Origin of the sequence: Salipiger marinus (genome assembly GCF_900100085.1) — a bacterium.
GTDB classification, from domain to species: domain Bacteria; phylum Pseudomonadota; class Alphaproteobacteria; order Rhodobacterales; family Rhodobacteraceae; genus Salipiger; species Salipiger marinus.
The window spans coordinates 1-17,036 of the sequence record NZ_FNEJ01000020.1; the positions used below are offsets into that span (position 1 = coordinate 1).

Here is a 17,036-nt window from a genome sequence, read left to right on the forward strand (position 1 = left end):
GGGCTCAACATCAACGACAATTGCGGCTCCACCCGCCCGCAGGCCGCCGCCGAGGCGGTGCTGGCCCATGGCGCGGATGTGGGCATCTGCCTTGACGGCGATGCCGACCGGGTGATCCTCATCGACGAGACCGGCGCCGTGGCCGATGGCGACCAGCTCATGGCGCTGATGGCCGCCCGCTGGGCCGAAGAGGGGCGCCTCAGCGGCGGCACGCTGGTGGCCACCGTCATGTCCAATCTCGGGCTGGAGCGCTTTCTGGACGCGCGCGGCCTGCGGCTCGAACGCACCAAGGTCGGCGACCGTTACGTGGTCGAGGCGATGCGCGCGAATGGCTGGAATCTGGGCGGCGAGCAGTCGGGCCATATCGTGATGACCGATTACGCCACCACCGGCGACGGGCTGATGGCCGGGCTGCAGTTTCTGGCGGAAATGGTCCGCACCGGCCAGCCCGCCAGCACGCTGGCCCGCAGTTTCGAACCGGTGCCGCAGCTGCTGAAGAACGTGCGCTTCGCCTCGGGCAGCGCGCCGCTCGACAGCACCCGCGTGCGCAGCGCCATCGCCGAGGCCGAGGCCGCGCTCACCGGCCATGGCCGCCTTTTGATCCGCAAATCCGGCACCGAACCGCTGATCCGGGTCATGGCCGAATGCGAGGACGAAGCCCTGCTTGCCCGTCTCGTCGACGGCATCGTGGCCGAGGTCGAGGCCGCCGCCTGACAAAGGCCCGTCCCTGCCCCGCCCCCGCGCCTGTGGGGCAGGCACGGACCGCCTCCGGCGGGGATATTTTTAGTCAGAAGAAGCCAGAAGGCAGTTTCACCGTTTCTTCTGACTGCAAATATCCCGGGGGGAGAGGCCGCAGGCCGAGGGGGGCAGCGCCCCCCCTTGCCTCGCTCAGGCGGTGGCGCACCCGTAGATCTGCGCAATGCGTTCCACGGCGGCTTCGGGGGGCAGTTCCTCGCTCTCGCCGCTGCGGCGCGAGGTCAGTTCCACCACGCCGTTCTTCAGCCCGCGCGGGCCCACGGTGATCCGCCACGGCAGGCCGATCAGATCCATCGTGGCGAACTTGCCGCCGGCGCGCTCGTCCCGGTCGTCATAGAGCGGCTCCAGCCCCAGCGCGTCCAGCGCGGCATAAAGCGCCTCGCAGGCGGCATCCGCCTCGGCGTCGCCCTGCTTGAGGTTGACGATCCCGCAATGGAAGGGCGTCACGCCTTCGGGCCAGATGATGCCGCGCTCGTCATGGCTGGCCTCGATGATCGCGCCCAGCAGGCGGCTGACGCCGATGCCGTGGCTGCCCATATGCACCGGCACCCGCGCGCCCGACTGGTCCACCACCATGGCGCCCATCGCGTCGGAATACTTGGTGCCGAAATAGAAGATCTGGCCGACCTCGATGCCACGCGCGACGCGGCGGCGGTCTTCGGGGACCTGCTCGAAGAGGGCGGCGTCATGGGTCTCGTCGGTGCGGGCATAGCGCGAGGTGAATTCCTCCAGCACGGCCTGACACTGCTCCACCGAATCGTAATCGATGGCGCGCTCGCCGAAGCGCAGGTCGGTGATGTCGCTGTCGTAGAACACCTCGGATTCGCCGGTCTCCGCCAGCACGAGGAATTCATGGGTGTAATCGCCGCCGATCGGGCCGCCATCGGCGCGCATCGGGATCGCCTGCAGCCCCATGCGTTCATAGCTGCGCAGGTAGCTGACAAGGTGGCGGTTATAGGCGTGCAGCGCGTCTTCCTTGGTCAGGTCGAAATTGTAACCGTCCTTCATCAGGAATTCCCGGCCCCGCATCACGCCGAAGCGCGGGCGGATCTCGTCGCGGAATTTCCACTGGATGTGATAGAGCGTCAGCGGCAGATCCTTGTAGCTCGACACATGCGAGCGGAAGATGTCGGTGATCAGCTCCTCGTTGGTCGGACCATAGAGCATGTCGCGCCCGTGCCGGTCGGTGATGCGCAGCATCTCCTGCCCGTAATCGTCATAGCGCCCCGACTCGCGCCACAGATCCGCCGATTGCAGGGTCGGCATCAGCATCGGGATATGGCCCGCGCGCTGCTGTTCCTCGTGCACGATCGCCTCGATCCGCTTCAGCACCTTGAAGCCCAGCGGCAGCCAAGAATAGATCCCGGCGGCGGCCTGCTTGATCATGCCCGCCCGCAGCATGTAGCGGTGCGACACGATCTGCGCCTCTGAGGGCGTTTCTTTCAGGACGGGCAGGAAATAACGGCTCATACGCATGGCGGGCCTCCGCAAAAGTTGTCCCGACCGGGTTAGGCGAAGGCTGCGGCAAGGGCAAGAGCCCTGCACCCGCCCTTGATTCAGCCCCGCCAAGACGCAATGTAGGGACAAGCAAGCGAAAGGGACCGCCATGGCACTGCCTGCGCAGACGCAGCTGAGATACTGGGGAATCGCTGCGGTGGTGCTCTCCGTGGTGCTGTGGTTTCTCGGCGACGTGCTGCTGCCCTTCATTCTGGGCGGGGCCATCGCCTATTTCCTTGATCCGGTGGCGGACCGGCTGGAACGCGCGGGCCTGTCCCGCGCCATGGCCACGGCGGTAATCACCGTGCTGGCGGCGCTGCTGTTCGTGGTGGTGGCGCTGGCGGTGGTGCCCGCGCTGGTGCGCCAGACCATCCAGCTGATCGAGACGGCGCCGCAGCTCTTCCGTGACCTGCAGGAGTTCCTGACCACGCGCTTTCCCGATCTCATCACCGAAGGCAGCCCGGTCCGCGAGACGCTGGCCTCGCTTGGCGAGACGGTGAAGGAACGCGGCGGCGAGCTGGCCAATACGGCGCTGAGCTCGGCCATGTCCTTCATCAACATCCTGCTGCTCTTCGTGATCGTGCCGGTGGTGGCGGTCTATCTGCTGCTCGACTGGGACAACATGGTGGCGCGGGTCGACGAGCTGTTGCCGCGCGAACATGCGCCCACCATCCGGGCGCTGGCGCGCGATGTCGATGCCACGCTGGCGGGGTTCATCCGCGGCATGGGTTCGGTCTGTCTGATCCTTGGCACCTATTACGCCGTGGGGCTGTGGCTGGTCGGGCTGAATTTCGGGCTGGTGGTGGGCGTGATCGCGGGGCTGCTGACCTTCATCCCCTATGTCGGGGCCATTGTCGGCGGCGGGCTCGCCATCGGACTGGCGCTGTTCCAGTTCTGGGGCGACTGGATCTGGATCGCGGCGGTGGCGGGCATCTTCCTGCTGGGCCAGTTCATCGAGGGCAATTTCCTGACGCCGAAGCTGGTGGGCAATTCCGTGGGGCTGCACCCGGTCTGGCTGATCCTCGCGCTGTCGGTCTTCGGCTCGCTCTTCGGCTTCGTGGGCATGCTGGTGGCCGTGCCTGTGGCCGCCGCCATCGGGGTGCTGACGCGGTTCATCGTCGGCCGCTACAAGGACAGCAAGCTCTATCGCGGGCTGGACCAAGACCAGTCGCGCGGATGACCCCGCCCGAACAGCTTCCCCTGCCTCTGCCGCGCCGTGCCGCGCTGGGGCGGGAGGATTATTTTGTCAGCACCTCCAACGCGCTGGCGCTGGCGCTGCTGGATGGCTGGCGCGACTGGCCCTCGGGCAAGCTGATCCTTGTGGGGCCGCGCGGCGCGGGCAAGACGCATCTGGCCCATGTCTGGGCGGCAGACTCCGGTGCCGCGATCCTGCCCGCCGACGTGCTGCCCGATCTGGCCATTCCCGATCTGGTCCGGGCGCCGCTCTGCATCGAGGATGTCCCCGCCATCGCGGGCAACCGCGTGGCGGAGGAGGCGCTGTTCCACCTGCACAACCTGTCGCAGGCCGAACGCCAGCCGCTGCTGCTGACCGCCAGCGCGCCGCCCCGGCACTGGCCGCTGGTGCTGGCCGATCTGCAGAGCCGGATGGAGGCCACCCAGACCGCCACGCTGCCGCAGCCCGATGACGTGCTGCTGGCGGCGGTGCTGGCCAAGCTGCTGGATGACCGGCTCTGCATCCCCGCCCCCGAGGTGATCCCCTATCTGGTCCGTCACATGCCGCGCAGCTTTGCCATGGCGCAGCGCATGGCGGCAGAGCTTGACGCGCGCGCATTGGGACGGCCAAAAGGGATCACGCGCACGCTGGCCCGCGATGTGCTGCAGGCGCTGGTGCCCGGGTCATGATCCGCAGGCCGCAGCCCTGTTTGTCCGGCAAGATGAGTCTTCACGAAGATGTCGCAATTTATGGCGCATAAGCCCACCATGACCCTCGCAGATTTTCTCAAAGCCCCGATTCCGCCTGCCCAGGACCTGCCCGATGTCGATCTGACGGGGCCGGGGCGTTTCTTCAACCGCGAGCTCAGCTGGCTCGGTTTCAACTGGCGCGTGCTGGAAGAGGCGGAAAATCCGCGGGTGCCCCTGCTGGAGCGGCTGCGCTTCCTGTCGATTTCGGCCAACAATCTGGACGAATTCTACACGGTGCGCGTGGCGGGGCTGCGCGAGCTGGCCCATGCCGGCAACACCACGCCCGCCGCTGACGGACTGTCGCCCGCCGAACAGCTGGTGATGATCGACGAAGACGCGCGCAACCTGATGAGCCGCCAGCAGAAGGTGCTGCAGAGCCTGCAGGACGATCTGGCAGCGCAGGGCATTTCCATCGTGCCGCGCGACCGGCTTGACGACGGCGACCTGACCTTCCTGTCGGAAGCCTTCCTGACGCAGATCTTCCCGGTGCTGTCGCCGCTGGCGATCGATCCCGCGCATCCCTTCCCGTTCATCGCCAACATGGGCTACTGCCTTGCGCTGGAACTGGAACGCAAGCGCGACCGCCGGGTGCGGCAGGCGCTGCTGCCGATCCCGCATCAGATCGACCGCTTCATCGCGCTGCCCGCGCCCGACGGGCAGCAGCGGTTCATCTTCCTTGAAGACGTGCTGCTGCTGCATATCGACAGCCTGTTCCCCGGCTACCGGGTCAAGGATCATTTCGGCTTCCGCGTGCTGCGCGACAGCGATCTGGAAGTCGAGGAAGAGGCCGAGGATCTGGTCCGCGAATTCGAGGTGGCGCTGAAGCGCCGCCGCCGCGGTGAAGTGGTGCGCCTGACCATCACCCGTGGCGCGGGCCGCAGCCTGCGCGAGATCGTCATGCGCGAACTGCATGTGCAGGAAAACGAGGTCATCGAGCTGGATGGCATGATCGGCATGGCCGATCTCAAGGAACTGGTGCTGGACAGCCGCCCCGACCTGCTCTGGCCGGTGTTCACCCCCCGCGTGCCCGAACGGGTGCAGGATCACGAAGGCAGCATGTTCCGCGCCATCGCGCAGAAGGACATGCTGCTGCATCACCCCTATGAAACCTTCGACATGGTGGTGCGCTTCCTGCAGCAGGCCGCTGCCGATCCGAACGTGGTGGCGATCAAGCAGACGCTCTACCGCACCTCGCGCAATTCCCCGATCGTCGAGGCGCTGTGCGAAGCCGCCGAGGAAGGCAAGTCCGTCACCGCGCTGGTGGAACTGAAGGCACGCTTCGACGAGGCCGCCAACATCCGCCAGTCGCGCCGTCTGGAACGGGCGGGCGCGCATGTGACCTATGGCTTTGTCGACTGGAAGACCCATGCCAAGATCTCGACCGTGGTGCGCCGCGAGGGGTCGAAGCTGGTGACCTACACCCATTGGGGCACCGGCAATTACCACCCGATCACCGCCAAGATCTACACCGACCTGTCGTTCTTCACCTGCGACGCGGAACTGGGGCGCGATGCGTCGAAGATCTTCAACTACCTGTCGGGCTATGCCCTGCCCGAGGGGCTGGAAAATCTGGTGATCTCGCCGCTGACGCTGAAGCCGCGGATGCTGGAACTGATCGCCGCCGAGGCTGAACATGCCCGCAACGGCAAGCCCGCGCGCATCTGGCTGAAGATGAACTCGCTGATCGAGCCCGACATGATCGACGCGCTTTATGCCGCAAGTCAGGCGGGCGTGCAGATCGACTGCGTGATCCGGGGCATCTGCGGCCTGCGTCCGGGCATCCGGGGGCTGTCGGACAATATCCGGGTGAAATCCATCGTGGGCCGCTTCCTTGAACATTCGCGGATCGCCTGTTTCGGCAATGGCCATGGCCTGCCGCACAGCAAGGCGCGGGTGGTCATCTCTTCGGCGGACTGGATGGGGCGCAACCTGAACCGGCGGGTCGAAACCGGGGTGGAAATCCACAACCCCACGGTGAAGGCGCAGATCGTCAGCCAGATCATGGCGGCGAACCTTGCCGACACGGCGCAAAGCTGGGTGATGGAACCGTCGGGCAAATTCACCCGCCACGCGGTGCCCGAGGGCGAGTTTGCCTTCTCCTGCCACCGGTTCTTCATGGAAAACCCGTCGCTGTCGGGCCGTGGCTCGGCAGGGGCCAAGGACGTGCCGCAGCTGACACACGGCGACTGACACCTCCCTTTGGGGCATTTCGCGGCGCTGCCACAGAAATGCCCCAAAACCACCCTCTCTGCGCCACGATTGATTAAGTCACGGTAAATCCGGCCCCGGTTAGGTTTTGTCAGCAAACCCGTGGGCCCCACCATCGGCCCGCCCTGCCCAAGCGGGCGGCAGAAGCCGCGCCCGGTCAGGTCAGCGCAAAGCGCCCCCTCCCCCGGCACAAGGCGCAGCTTCATGTCCAGCATCCTGACCAACACCTCCGCGACCACCGCGCTCCGCACCCTGCAGGCGATCAACGCCAATATCGTCAGCACCCAGCTGGAGCTTGCCACCGGGCGGCGCGTCGCCTCGTCCGAGGACAGCAGCGCCATCTGGTCGATCTCCAAGGCGATGCAGACCGATGTGGCCGGGTTCGACCGGCTGTCGAACAACATCGCGCTGGGGCAGTCGACGATTTCCGTGGCGCGGCAGGCGGCGGAAACCGTGACCACGCTGCTGTCAGAGATGAAGGTGCAGGTGGTCACCGCCCAGCAGGACAGCGTCGACCGTGCCAAGATCCAGAGCGAGGTGTCCAACCTGCGCGACCAGATCGAGGCGGTGGTGGCCATGGCGCAGTTCAACGGGCTGAACCTGCTCAACAATACCGACAGCACCGCCGGAACCGGCACGGTATCGGTGCTGTCCTCGCTGGACCGGTCCGGCGCCACGGTCACCGCCCGCGACATCGACGTGCGCAAGCGCGATCTGGGCACCCGCGCGGGCAGCATCGCGGCAACCGGCGGCACCTTCACCGCCAGCGCGGCCAGTGTCACGCTCAACGCCACGCAGACCGCGACGCTGGATGCCTCGGCGCTGGCGGTGGCGGCGGGCACCGGCTTTGCCCTGTCGGTCTTCGGCACCGATGCCGATGGCTCCGCTTTTGCGCAGGCCAGCTACCGCACCACCACAGGCGCCACGCCGACACAGGCAGAGGTGGCGGCAGCCTCGCTGTCCTATGTCGCCCGCGACGGCGACACGATGGGCGACGTGGTCACCGCCATCGGGCGCAAATGGACCGCCTTCGCGCAGCAGAACGATCTTGATCCGGACGTGCTGACGCTGGGCTTTGCCAGTGGCCGGATCACCGCCACCTCTGGCGTCACCGATGGCACCGACCAGATCGCGCTGACCTTCAGCCGGGTGAGCGCCGATGCGGGCAATACCATCGGCGGCGGGCTCGACATGCTGTCGGGGCTTGACGTGTCCACCAAGGCGGGGGCCGTCTCGGCGCTGGCACGGATGGACGGGCTGATCGCCACCGCCATCGGGTCCGCCGCCGCCTTCGGCTCGGACCAGACCCGGCTGGAAATTCAGGGCCGCTTCGTCAATACGCTCGCCGACACCATGCGCAGCGGCATCGGCACCATGGTGGATGCCGATCTGGAAGAGGCCTCGGCCCGGCTGCAGGCGCTGCAGGTGCAGCAGCAGCTTGCGGTTCAGGCCATGTCCATCGCCAACAACTCGCCGCGCGTGCTGCTGGGTCTTTTCCGCTGACGCGGCTTCCGCTGCGGCACCGGCCCGCCCCACGCGGATTATTTAGGCGGAATCGCTTTTGCCTTCTGCCGCATGCGTGTTAGAGGAAGGGCGCATCAAAGGCCGGGAAAGCACATGGACGGAAACACCGACTCCGCCCAGAGCGATTGGGGCCCGTTCGGGCGTCCGCTCTTTGACGATCCGCAGGCGCGACGGCTGTCGCGGGTGGGCGTCGTGGATATCGGGTCGAATTCGGTTCGGCTCGTCGTGTTTGACGGCGCGGCGCGCAGCCCCGCCTATTTCTACAATGAAAAGATCATGTGCGGCCTTGGCGCCGGCATGCCGGAAACCGGGCGTCTGAACCCCGAGGGCAAGGCGCGGGCGCTGTCCGCCCTGCTGCGGTTCCAGACGCTGGCGCGCGGCATGAACCTGCCGCCGCTGACCGCCGTGGCCACCGCTGCCATGCGCGATGCCGAAGACGGCCCCGCCTTCCGCGCCGAGATCGAAAATGCCACCGGGCTCAAGATCTGGGTGATCGACGGCGAGGAAGAGGCGCGGCTGTCCGCACAGGGCGTGCTGCTGGGATGGCCGGGCGCCGATGGCGTGGTCTGCGACATTGGCGGATCGTCGATGGAACTGGCCGAGGTGACCGGCGGTCAGGTCGGCAAACGCATGTCCTCCCAGCTTGGGCCGCTGCGGTTCAAGGATCTGGAGGGCGGCAAGAAAGCCCGCGAAAAGCACCTGCGCCGCATCATCGGCGGGCTGGCGGAGGATATCAGCGGCACCGGCAAGCGGTTCTTTCTGGTGGGCGGATCGTGGCGGGCCATCGCCCGGGTCGATATGGAACGCCGCGGCTATCCGCTGCATGTGCTGCACGAATACCGCATGGATCTGGCCGCCACGCGCGACACACTGGCCTTTCTGGAAACCGCCGATCTGGAGGCGCTGCGCAGCGCCTGCGGCATTTCCAGCGCCCGCATGAGCCTTGTGCCCTATGCCGCCGAAGTGCTCGCCGAACTGCTCGACACCTTCGAGCCCAGCGAAATCGCCATCTCCTCCTACGGCATCCGCGAGGGGCTGCTTTATGAACAGATGCCGCAGGGCCTGCGCGACCGCGATCCGCTGATCGAGGCCTGCCGCTTTGCCGAGGCCAAGGATGCCCGCCTGCCCGGCTTTGGCAAGAAGCTCTACCGTTTCGTACTGCCGCTCTTCCCCGGTGCCAGCGACGCGCGGCTGCGCATCGTGCGGGCTGCCTGCCTGCTGCATGACGTCAGCTGGCGCGCGCATCCCGATTACCGGGCCGAAACCTGTTTCGACAATGCCACCCGCGCCAATCTGGGCGGGCTCGACCATGGCGAACGGATCTATCTGGGGCTGGCGCTGCTGCACCGCTACCGCAACAAGCGCGAAGGCACCCGGTTCGAGGATTTCCTTGACCTGCTGCCGCTTGAGGACCAGCAGGAAGCCGAAATGCTGGGCAAGGCGATGCGGTTCGGATCCATGCTGTGGATGTCGGACGCCGCGAGCGAAGGCGCGACGCTGGACTGGGATCCGGAGGCGGGGCTGCTGCGCCTGCACCTGACCGCCGAGGCCGCCCCGCTTTACGGCGAGGTGGCGGAGGCGCGGTTCAACGCGCTGGCCCGCGCCATCGGGGCCGACAAGACCGAGGTCGAGACCGAGGACTAGGCGTCAGATCTCGATCTCTTCGCCGGGTTCGGGGGCGCGCATCGGATCGTTGGGCGCGTCCTCCGGGTCCAGCGGTTCCGCATCGGGCTTGCGCCGGATCAGGATGTCGCCATTGGGCAGCATCACCGGCGGCTCGTAGCGCGACCAGTCCTCCACCTCGTCCAGAATGCCGCTCAGGGCGGGGCCCATCTGCTGCAGGAAGCCCTGCAGGGCCGGACCCATTTCGGTGGCCAGATCCTGCAAGCCGCGCAGGGCGGGATCCATCTCGTCGCGCAGGCCGCGCAGGAACAGGTCGGCGCCGCGTTCCATCAGGCTGCGCCCGTCCTCTGGCTCCGCCTCCTGCGCCAGCGCAGGGGGAACCATCAGGCAGGCCACAAGGGCAAGAGGCAATATCCGGGTCATACCCTGACTATAGCGCAGAGGGCGCCTCCGGCCAGAGGTCAGATGTCCAGATCCACCGTCACCGGGAAATGATCCGACGCCGCCAGCAGGGCTGCGCGCAGGTCGGGGCTGTCCCAGCAGTCCGGGTCGTCGAACGGATGCCAGATGCGCCACGCCTTTGCCTGCGGGCGCAGATCCTGCGACACCATGATGTAATCCAGCATGGCCTGCAGGTAGCGCCGCTCTGGCCCGATATAGAACCGGGCCGAGGTCGGCTGCGGCGCAAGCCCGCCCTTCAGCGCCTCCAGCGCGTGCGGATCATAAAGCGGCGCCGCCTCCCCCAGCAGGATTTCCACCGAACTGCGCCCGAACAGATGTTCGTATTCGTCCAGCCCCGGCCCGTCATTCAGATCGCCCAGCAGGATGACGCTGTCCCCCGCCGCCAGCGCCGCGTCGATGCGGCGCCGGATCCAGATCGCCTGCGCCAGCTGCTTGCGGCGGTTGGCGATGGACAGGCGCATGATCCGGTCCGCCCCCACCGCGCCATGCGGCGCCTTGGATTTGAGATGCGCGCCGATCAGCCGCAGCACCCGCCCGCCGGGCGTGACCGCCTCCACCTCCAGCGGCGGCTTGGAGAAGGTCACCCGGTCCTCGGTGGCGTCGATGTCCAGATCGATGCGGAACACCCCGTCAAAACGCGGCGCGTCGGGGCCCGCCTGTGGATCATGGCGCACATTCAGCACGGCGGGATCGTAAAGCAGGGCGAGTTCCTGCTGCGTGTCATTGGCAAAGCCGGTCAGCACGGCACGGCAGCGCAGGTCGAAGGCGGTGGCGAAATGGGTCAGCGCACGGGTGGTGTCGCGCCGCGCATTGGTGTCGGGCGCCTCCACCACCAGCACGGCATCGGCATCTAGCTCGGCAAAGACCCGCCCCAGCGCGCGGGCCTGCTCTGCCCGGCTGACCCCGTGCCGGGCCGAGGGTTCCGCGTCCATGTAAAGCCGCCCCTGATCGTCGAACAGCGCATCGAACCATTCGACATTGTAGGTGGCCAACCGCACCCGGTCAGACCTGCTCGCGCGCCGAGATCTCTTCCCATGCGCGGTTGATGTCGATCAGCCGCTTTTCCGACATGCGGATCGCCTCTTCGGGCAGACCGCGCGCCTGCATCACGTCGGGATGGGTGTTGCGCACAAGCTGGCGCCAGTGGCGGCGGATCTCGGGGAGGGGCGTATCCGGGCTGACCCCCAGCACGCTGAACGGATCGGGCGCGCAGTCGGGGACGAACCGCGCCCGCAGCGCGCGGAACTCGGAATCGGAAATGCCGAAGATCTCGGCCACCCGCTCCAGAAACGCGTCCTCGTCGGGGTGGTAGTCATTGTCGGCCACCGCCATGTGAAACAGCCCTTCCATCAGATCGCAGAGCGGCGTGGCGGTGCCGTCGAACATGCGGCGGATGCGGGCGGCGTATTCCTCGAACCCGGCGACGTCCTGCCGGGCAAGGTTGAAGACGCGGGCGGCGGCGGGCTCGTCCTCGGGGGCGATGGTGAAGACCTCGCGAAAGGCCGCCACCTCGTTGCGGGTCACCCGCCCGTCGGCCTTGGCCATCTTGGCCGAGAGCGCGATGACGGCGATGGTGAAGGCCACGCTGCGTTCCGGCGGCTGGCGCAGCCGGTCGAACACGGCGGAAAGGCCTTCGCCATTGGCGAGGGCCGACAGGGCGTCAGCTATGCGGGTCCAGATCGACATGGCCGCAGCATACGATGCGGCGCGGGGACTGTCAGTGCGACAAAGCGCAGATCACAGAAATTTCTGCATCAGCACAAGATCCATCCAGCGCCCGAACTTGAACCCCACCTCGGGCAGCCGCGCCACCTCGCGGAAGCCGCAGGCGGCGTGAAAGGCGAGGCCCGCCGGGTTTTCCCCCGACACCCCCGCCATCATGGAATGGGCGCCCTGCGCGCGCGCCTCGGCGCAGAGCGCCGTCATCAGCGCGCGGCCCACGCCCCGGCCCTGCGCCTCTGGCGCCAGCAGGATCGTGTGCTCCAGCGTGCGGGCATAGCCCGGGCCGCTGCGAAAGGCGAAGAAGGTGGCAAAGCCAAGGAGACGGCCCTCCTCCTCGGCCAGAAGAAAGGCGGGGCCGCGCGCGGCAAAATCCGCCGCCAGCCCTTCGGGGGTCTTGCGGGTGGTGGTGAAGGTCACGGCAGTGCCGTCGATGACCGGATTCCACAGCGCCGCCACCGCTTCGGCATCCGCGGCCTGCGCGGGACGCAGGATCACTGCAGCACCCGGATGCCGCGCGGCGTGGTGAAGCTGCCGCGCAGGGCGGGCACGGCTTCGGTCACAAATTCCACCACCGGCGCGGTCAGATGCGGCACCAGCAGCGCCGCCAGCGCCTCCGCCTCGGGATGGGCGACGCTGAGCCGGTCCAGCCGCGCGCCCGATGCGGGCAGCGCCAGCCCCGGCGGCACCGGGCTTTGCCATTCGATCAGCGCGGGAAACATGCCCGCAAAGGGCAGGATGCCGTCGCGCGGCACCGCCATGCGCCAGCGCAGCGATCCCCGGCTGAGCGACACCGCCTCCCCGGCCATGGGCAGCAGGGCCAGCGCGCGGTCCAGATCGGGCACGCGGCAGACCCATTTGTCGAGCCGGGGCGGCCCGGAAAACTGGTCCAGCCCGAACCAGCGCGCCCGCCCGGGCGTGGCCGCCGCCGGGTCCACCGCGATGGCCTCCAGATAAAGGCCGTCATCCAGGCCAAGAAGCTGATTATGCGTGCCAAAATCGGGATGTTCGCCGCCGGGCAGCAGCGGCGCACCCAGCGTCGCCTCGGTATGGGACACCGCCTCCGCAAGGGTTTCGCCCAGCACGGCGATGTGATCGAGCTCCAGCATCGGGTCTCCTGACCTTTGTTGCACCGGTGCCACGATATCGCCATGGTGCGGGCAGGCAATCCTGAAATGCTCGCGCGCGCGCATTGATTTTTGTAGGCGTAAGAGCCATTTCAAGCCCTTGTAACCAAAAGTTGAAAAATTCGCTTCCACGGGAGACTTTCATGCTGCTGCGCGCCCTCGACAAGTTTTTCAAGCACGAAGCATCGGGGGGCATATTGCTCATGCTGGCGGCGGTGGGTGCCATGCTCGTCGCCAACTCCACGCTGTCCGAGGGCTACCATGGCATGCTCAACACCTATTTCGCCGTCACCTATGGCGGCGAGGGCCTGCAGAAGCCGCTGATCCTGTGGATCAATGACGGGCTGATGGCGGTCTTCTTCTTCCTGATCGGCATGGAACTGAAGCGCGAGCTTCTGGAGGGCAAGCTCAAGAACCCCTCCGACGTGATCCTGCCCGGCATGGCCGCAGTGGGCGGCATGATCGTGCCCGCGCTGATCTATTCCAGCATCAACTGGGGCAATGCCGAAACCATCCGGGGCTGGGCCATTCCCGCCGCCACCGACATCGCCTTCGCGCTTGGCGTGCTGGCGCTGGTGGGCACGCGCGCGCCCTCCTCGCTCAAGGTGTTCCTGCTGACGCTGGCCATCCTTGACGACATGGGCGCCATCATCATCATCGCGCTGTTCTATACCGCCGATCTGAAGCTGGATTACCTGTTCCTTGCGCTGGTCCCGATGGCGGTCATGGCATGGCTGAACTACCGCCGGATCCACCGCGTGGCGCCGCTGCTGATTCTGGGCGCGATCATGTGGTTCTTCGTGCTGAAATCCGGCGTGCATGCCACGCTGGCGGGCGTCGTCACCGCCTTCTTCATCCCGATGAAGGACAAATGGGGCAAGTCGCCGCTGCATTCGGTGGAACACGCGCTGTCGCCCTATGTACTTTACGTGATCGTGCCGATCTTCGCCTTCGCCAATGCGGGCGTTGTGCTGTCCGGTCTGGGGCCGGACCAGCTGCTGGCCCCGGTGCCGATCGGCGTGGCGCTGGGTCTGGTGCTGGGCAAGCAGGTGGGCGTGTTCGGCGTGACATGGATCATGGTCAAGACCAAGCTCGCGCGGATGCCCTCTGGCGCGAGCTGGCTGCAGGTCTATGGCATCGCCTGTCTGGCGGGCATCGGTTTCACCATGTCGCTGTTCATCGGCGGTCTGAGCTTTGGCGAAAGCATGCTGATGAACGAGGTGCGGCTTGGCGTTCTGGCAGGCTCCATCATCTCGGGGATCCTCGGCTATACCGCGCTGATGGTGGCCTCGTCCAAGGCCGCCGCGACCAAGACGGCAGCACCGATCCGCTAAGCCGGTCTGCGGCACAAAAAGAAACCCTCCCCCGCGTGGGGGAGGGTTTTTTGCTGCCCTGTGCTGCCCTGCGCTGAGGACGGGTGTCACAGCGCCTCTGGCCGGGCCTCGCGGATCAGGCGCAGGATGTCGCGCGCGGCATCGGGGATGTTGGTGCCCGGACCAAAGATCGCCTTCACCCCGGCATCATACAGGAACTGGTAATCCTGATGCGGGATCACCCCGCCGCAGATCACCAGAATCTCGCCCGCACCCTGATCCTTCAGCGCCTGCACCAGCTGCGGCGCCAGCGTCTTGTGCCCGGCGGCCTGACTGGAAATGCCCACCACATGCACGTCATTGTCGATGGCATCCTGTGCGGCCTCGTCCGGCGTCTGGAACAGCGGGCCCACATCCACGTCAAAGCCGATATCGGCAAAGGCGGTGGCGATGACCTTGGCGCCACGGTCATGGCCATCCTGACCCATCTTCACCACCAGCATGCGCGGGCGACGGCCCTCTTCCTCGGCGAAGGCTTCCACATCCTTCTGGATCGCGGCGAAGCCTTCGTCACCCTCATAAGCCGCGCCATAGACCCCGGCGAGCGTCTTGACCTCGGCGCGATGCCGTCCGAACACCTTTTCCATGGCCATGCTGATCTCTCCGACGCTGGCACGGGCGCGGGCGGCCACCACCGCCGCCTCCAGCAGGTTGCCGCCTTCGGTGGCGCGGCGGGTCACTTCGGCCAGCGCCGCATCGCAGGCGGCCTGGTCGCGGCTGGCGCGGATCCGCTCCAGCGCGGCGATCTGGCTGTCGCGGACGCGGGCATTGTCGATGTCCAGAATGTCGATCGGATCCTGCTGGGCCAGCCGGTATTTGTTGACCCCCACGATCACATCCTCGCCCCGGTCGATCTGGGCCTGACGGCGGGCGGCGCTTTCCTCGATCCGCAGCTTCGGCATGCCCGAGGCCACGGCCTTGGTCATGCCGCCCATCTCCTCCACCTCCTGCACCAGCGCCCATGCCTTGTCGATCAGATCGGCGGTCAGCGCCTCGACGTAATAGGATCCGGCCAGCGGGTCGACCACCTTGGTCACCCCGGTTTCCTCCTGCAGGATCAGCTGGGTGTTGCGGGCGATGCGGGCGGAGAATTCGGTGGGCAGGGCAATCGCCTCGTCCAGCGCGTTGGTGTGCAGGCTCTGCGTGCCGCCCAGCACTGCCGACAGCGCCTCATAGGCGGTGCGCACCACGTTGTTATAGGGATCCTGCTCCTGCAGGGACACGCCCGAGGTCTGGCAATGGGTGCGCAGCATTTTCGACCGTTCGGATTTGGCGCCGAATTCGGTCATCACCCGATGCCAGAGCGTGCGCGCGGCGCGCAGCTTGGCCGCCTCCATGAAGAAATTCATGCCGATGGCAAAGAAGAACGACAGACGGCCCGCGAACTTGTCCACGTCCATCCCGGCATGGATGGCGGCGCGCACATATTCGCGCCCGTCCGCCAGCGTATAGGCCAGCTCCTGCACGAGGTTCGCCCCCGCCTCCTGCATGTGATAGCCGGAGATCGAGATGGAGTTGAATTTCGGCATCTCGTTCGAGGTGTATTCGATGATGTCCGAAATGATCCGCATCGACGGTTCGGGCGGGTAGATATAGGTGTTGCGGACCATGAACTCCTTGAGGATGTCGTTCTGGATGGTCCCGGACAGCGCCGTGCGGGAATGGCCCTGCTCTTCGCCGGTTACGATGAAACTGGCGAGGATCGGGATGACCGCGCCGTTCATGGTCATGGAGACAGAGACCTGATCCAGCGGGATGCCATCAAAGAGGATCTTCATGTCCTCGACACTGTCGATGGCCACCCCCGCCTTGCCCACATCGCCCACCACGCGCGGATGGTCGCTGTCATAGCCGCGATGGGTGGCCAGATCGAAGGCCACCGACACGCCCTGCTGCCCCGCCGCCAGCGCCTTGCGGTAAAAGGCGTTGGATTCCTCGGCGGTGGAAAAGCCCGCATATTGCCGGATCGTCCAGGGGCGGCCCGCATACATCGTGGCCTTCACGCCCCGGGTGAAGGGGGCAAAGCCGGGCATGGATCCCAGATGCGGCAGCCCCTCCACATCCTCGGCGGTGTAGAGCGGCTGCACGTCGATGCCTTCCAGCGTCTGCCAGCGCAGATCCTCCGCCGTCCTGCCGCGCAGTTCTGCCTCGGCAAGCTTGCGCCAGTCGTCCTTTGTGGCTGTCATGATCTGCTCCTCTCTCTCCTGAAGCCGGGGCCAGCCGTGGCCGGGTCTGTCCCGCTTCGCATCCTTGCTGTGTGGGGGCCGCGCGGGAACGGGGGGCGTGTGCCAACATTTTCGGCATCGCACCGTGTCTGACCCTGTGCAGGGGCCCGGTGGCTGCCTATATCTGCAGACATGAAGCGCCTGCTCCCACTTGTTTCGTTTGTGTATTTCACGCTTGTCGCGGGCTTCGGCCTCGCGCAGGAGGCAGAGCCCCCGCTGGGCAATGCGATCCGTCCCGCCGCAGACGCGCGGCTTTCGGACTTTCTCTGGGTGTCGCGGCCCATCGTGGTCTTCGCCGACTCGCCCGAGGATCCGCAGTACATCCAGCAGATGGAGCTGATTTCCGAACGGCTCGGCGCGCTGGTGGACCGGGATGTGGTGGTGCTGACCGATACCGACCCCGCCGCGCGGAACCCGATCCGGCAGGATCTGCGCGCGCGCGGCTTCATGCTGGTGGTGATCGCCAAGGACGGGGCGATCCTGCAGCGCAAGCCCGCGCCTTGGGACGTGCGCGAGATCACGCGGTCCATCGACAAGCAGCCGCTGCGCCAGCGGGAAATGCGCGACTCGCGCCAAGGCTTGCAGCCCTGACCCGCCTT

The 17,036-nt window shown here is 66.7% G+C and carries 15 protein-coding genes; 8 read left to right on the forward strand and 7 right to left on the reverse strand.

What is annotated here, in order from left to right:
- Nucleotides 1-714 (forward strand): phosphohexomutase domain-containing protein (locus BLR51_RS19220; protein ID WP_511229355.1); only part of this gene is annotated, 714 nt, incomplete at its 5' end.
- Nucleotides 715-888: 174 nt separating this feature from the next.
- On the opposite strand, the gene proS is transcribed toward BLR51_RS19220, so the two are convergent.
- Nucleotides 889-2,232 (reverse strand): proline--tRNA ligase, encoded by a 1,344-nt coding sequence (gene proS / locus BLR51_RS19225; RefSeq protein WP_089850019.1) that lies wholly within the window; start codon nt 2,230-2,232, stop codon nt 889-891.
- A gap of 130 nt (nt 2,233-2,362) precedes the next feature.
- Here proS and BLR51_RS19230 point away from each other — a divergent pair, with 130 nt between their 5' ends.
- From BLR51_RS19230 to BLR51_RS19250, 5 genes are all read left to right on the forward strand, one after another.
- Nucleotides 2,363-3,433 carry an AI-2E family transporter gene (locus tag BLR51_RS19230; protein WP_089850021.1) on the forward strand — a complete coding sequence of 357 codons (1,071 nt, stop codon included), beginning with the start codon at nt 2,363-2,365 and terminating at the stop codon, nt 3,431-3,433.
- Nucleotides 3,430-4,116, forward strand: a complete 687-nt coding sequence (locus BLR51_RS19235; protein ID WP_089850023.1) for a P-loop NTPase family protein — start codon at nt 3,430-3,432, stop codon at nt 4,114-4,116. Before BLR51_RS19230 ends, BLR51_RS19235 begins: the two co-directional genes overlap by 4 nt.
- Before the next feature lie 78 nt (nt 4,117-4,194).
- The gene (locus BLR51_RS19240) at nt 4,195-6,366 is read left to right on the forward strand and encodes an RNA degradosome polyphosphate kinase (RefSeq protein WP_089850193.1); all 2,172 of its coding nucleotides are present in this window, start codon (nt 4,195-4,197) and stop codon (nt 6,364-6,366) included.
- Between the two features lie 222 nt (nt 6,367-6,588).
- Entirely contained in the window at nt 6,589-7,887 is a 1,299-nt protein-coding gene (locus tag BLR51_RS19245; RefSeq protein ID WP_089850024.1) for a flagellin N-terminal helical domain-containing protein, read from the forward strand.
- A 114-nt stretch (nt 7,888-8,001) separates the two neighbouring features.
- Nucleotides 8,002-9,552, forward strand: coding sequence for a Ppx/GppA family phosphatase (locus BLR51_RS19250; protein WP_089850026.1), 1,551 nt, complete (start codon nt 8,002-8,004; stop codon nt 9,550-9,552).
- A 3-nt stretch (nt 9,553-9,555) separates the two neighbouring features.
- Here BLR51_RS19250 and BLR51_RS19255 read toward each other — a convergent pair whose 3' ends face one another.
- Genes BLR51_RS19255 through BLR51_RS19275 form a run of 5 tightly spaced genes read right to left on the reverse strand, consistent with a single transcriptional unit; the run spans nt 9,556 to nt 12,821 of the window.
- Entirely contained in the window at nt 9,556-9,942 is a 387-nt protein-coding gene (locus BLR51_RS19255) for a hypothetical protein (RefSeq protein WP_311135847.1), read from the reverse strand.
- A gap of 50 nt (nt 9,943-9,992) precedes the next feature.
- The gene (locus BLR51_RS19260; RefSeq protein WP_089850030.1) at nt 9,993-10,991 is read right to left on the reverse strand and encodes an endonuclease/exonuclease/phosphatase family protein; all 999 of its coding nucleotides are present in this window, start codon (nt 10,989-10,991) and stop codon (nt 9,993-9,995) included.
- A 4-nt stretch (nt 10,992-10,995) separates the two neighbouring features.
- Nucleotides 10,996-11,679 (reverse strand): molecular chaperone DjiA, encoded by a 684-nt coding sequence (locus BLR51_RS19265; RefSeq protein WP_089850032.1) that lies wholly within the window; start codon nt 11,677-11,679, stop codon nt 10,996-10,998.
- Nucleotides 11,680-11,730: 51 nt separating this feature from the next.
- Entirely contained in the window at nt 11,731-12,210 is a 480-nt protein-coding gene (locus tag BLR51_RS19270) for a GNAT family N-acetyltransferase (protein WP_089850034.1), read from the reverse strand.
- Nucleotides 12,207-12,821 carry a VOC family protein gene (locus tag BLR51_RS19275; protein ID WP_089850036.1) on the reverse strand — a complete coding sequence of 205 codons (615 nt, stop codon included), beginning with the start codon at nt 12,819-12,821 and terminating at the stop codon, nt 12,207-12,209. Before BLR51_RS19275 ends, BLR51_RS19270 begins: the two co-directional genes overlap by 4 nt.
- A gap of 161 nt (nt 12,822-12,982) precedes the next feature.
- Between BLR51_RS19275 and nhaA the strand changes: the two genes are divergently transcribed.
- Nucleotides 12,983-14,173 carry a Na+/H+ antiporter NhaA gene (gene nhaA / locus BLR51_RS19280; protein ID WP_089850038.1) on the forward strand — a complete coding sequence of 397 codons (1,191 nt, stop codon included), beginning with the start codon at nt 12,983-12,985 and terminating at the stop codon, nt 14,171-14,173.
- 86 nt (nt 14,174-14,259) lie between these two features.
- On the opposite strand, the gene scpA is transcribed toward nhaA, so the two are convergent.
- The gene (scpA, locus tag BLR51_RS19285) at nt 14,260-16,398 is read right to left on the reverse strand and encodes a methylmalonyl-CoA mutase (protein ID WP_089850040.1); all 2,139 of its coding nucleotides are present in this window, start codon (nt 16,396-16,398) and stop codon (nt 14,260-14,262) included.
- Nucleotides 16,399-16,569: 171 nt separating this feature from the next.
- On the opposite strand from scpA, the gene BLR51_RS19290 reads away from it, so the two are divergent.
- Entirely contained in the window at nt 16,570-17,028 is a 459-nt protein-coding gene (locus BLR51_RS19290) for a DUF4174 domain-containing protein (protein ID WP_089850042.1), read from the forward strand.
- The last annotated feature ends 8 nt before the right edge of the window (nt 17,029-17,036 follow it).

What these genes read in the sequence shown, in the direction of transcription:
- proS (WP_089850019.1), bottom strand. Translation starts at nt 2,232, where the DNA reads ATGCGTATGAGCCGTTATTTCCTGCCCGTCCTGAAAGAAACGCCCTCA.
- BLR51_RS19265 (WP_089850032.1), bottom strand. Translation starts at nt 11,679, where the DNA reads ATGTCGATCTGGACCCGCATAGCTGACGCCCTGTCGGCCCTCGCCAAT.
- BLR51_RS19290 (WP_089850042.1), top strand. Translation starts at nt 16,570, where the DNA reads ATGAAGCGCCTGCTCCCACTTGTTTCGTTTGTGTATTTCACGCTTGTC.
- BLR51_RS19230 (WP_089850021.1), top strand. Translation starts at nt 2,363, where the DNA reads ATGGCACTGCCTGCGCAGACGCAGCTGAGATACTGGGGAATCGCTGCG.
- scpA (WP_089850040.1), bottom strand. Translation starts at nt 16,398, where the DNA reads ATGACAGCCACAAAGGACGACTGGCGCAAGCTTGCCGAGGCAGAACTG.
- BLR51_RS19240 (WP_089850193.1), top strand. Translation starts at nt 4,195, where the DNA reads ATGACCCTCGCAGATTTTCTCAAAGCCCCGATTCCGCCTGCCCAGGAC.
- nhaA (WP_089850038.1), top strand. Translation starts at nt 12,983, where the DNA reads ATGCTGCTGCGCGCCCTCGACAAGTTTTTCAAGCACGAAGCATCGGGG.
- BLR51_RS19245 (WP_089850024.1), top strand. Translation starts at nt 6,589, where the DNA reads ATGTCCAGCATCCTGACCAACACCTCCGCGACCACCGCGCTCCGCACC.
- BLR51_RS19275 (WP_089850036.1), bottom strand. Translation starts at nt 12,821, where the DNA reads ATGCTGGAGCTCGATCACATCGCCGTGCTGGGCGAAACCCTTGCGGAG.
- BLR51_RS19250 (WP_089850026.1), top strand. Translation starts at nt 8,002, where the DNA reads ATGGACGGAAACACCGACTCCGCCCAGAGCGATTGGGGCCCGTTCGGG.
- BLR51_RS19235 (WP_089850023.1), top strand. Translation starts at nt 3,430, where the DNA reads ATGACCCCGCCCGAACAGCTTCCCCTGCCTCTGCCGCGCCGTGCCGCG.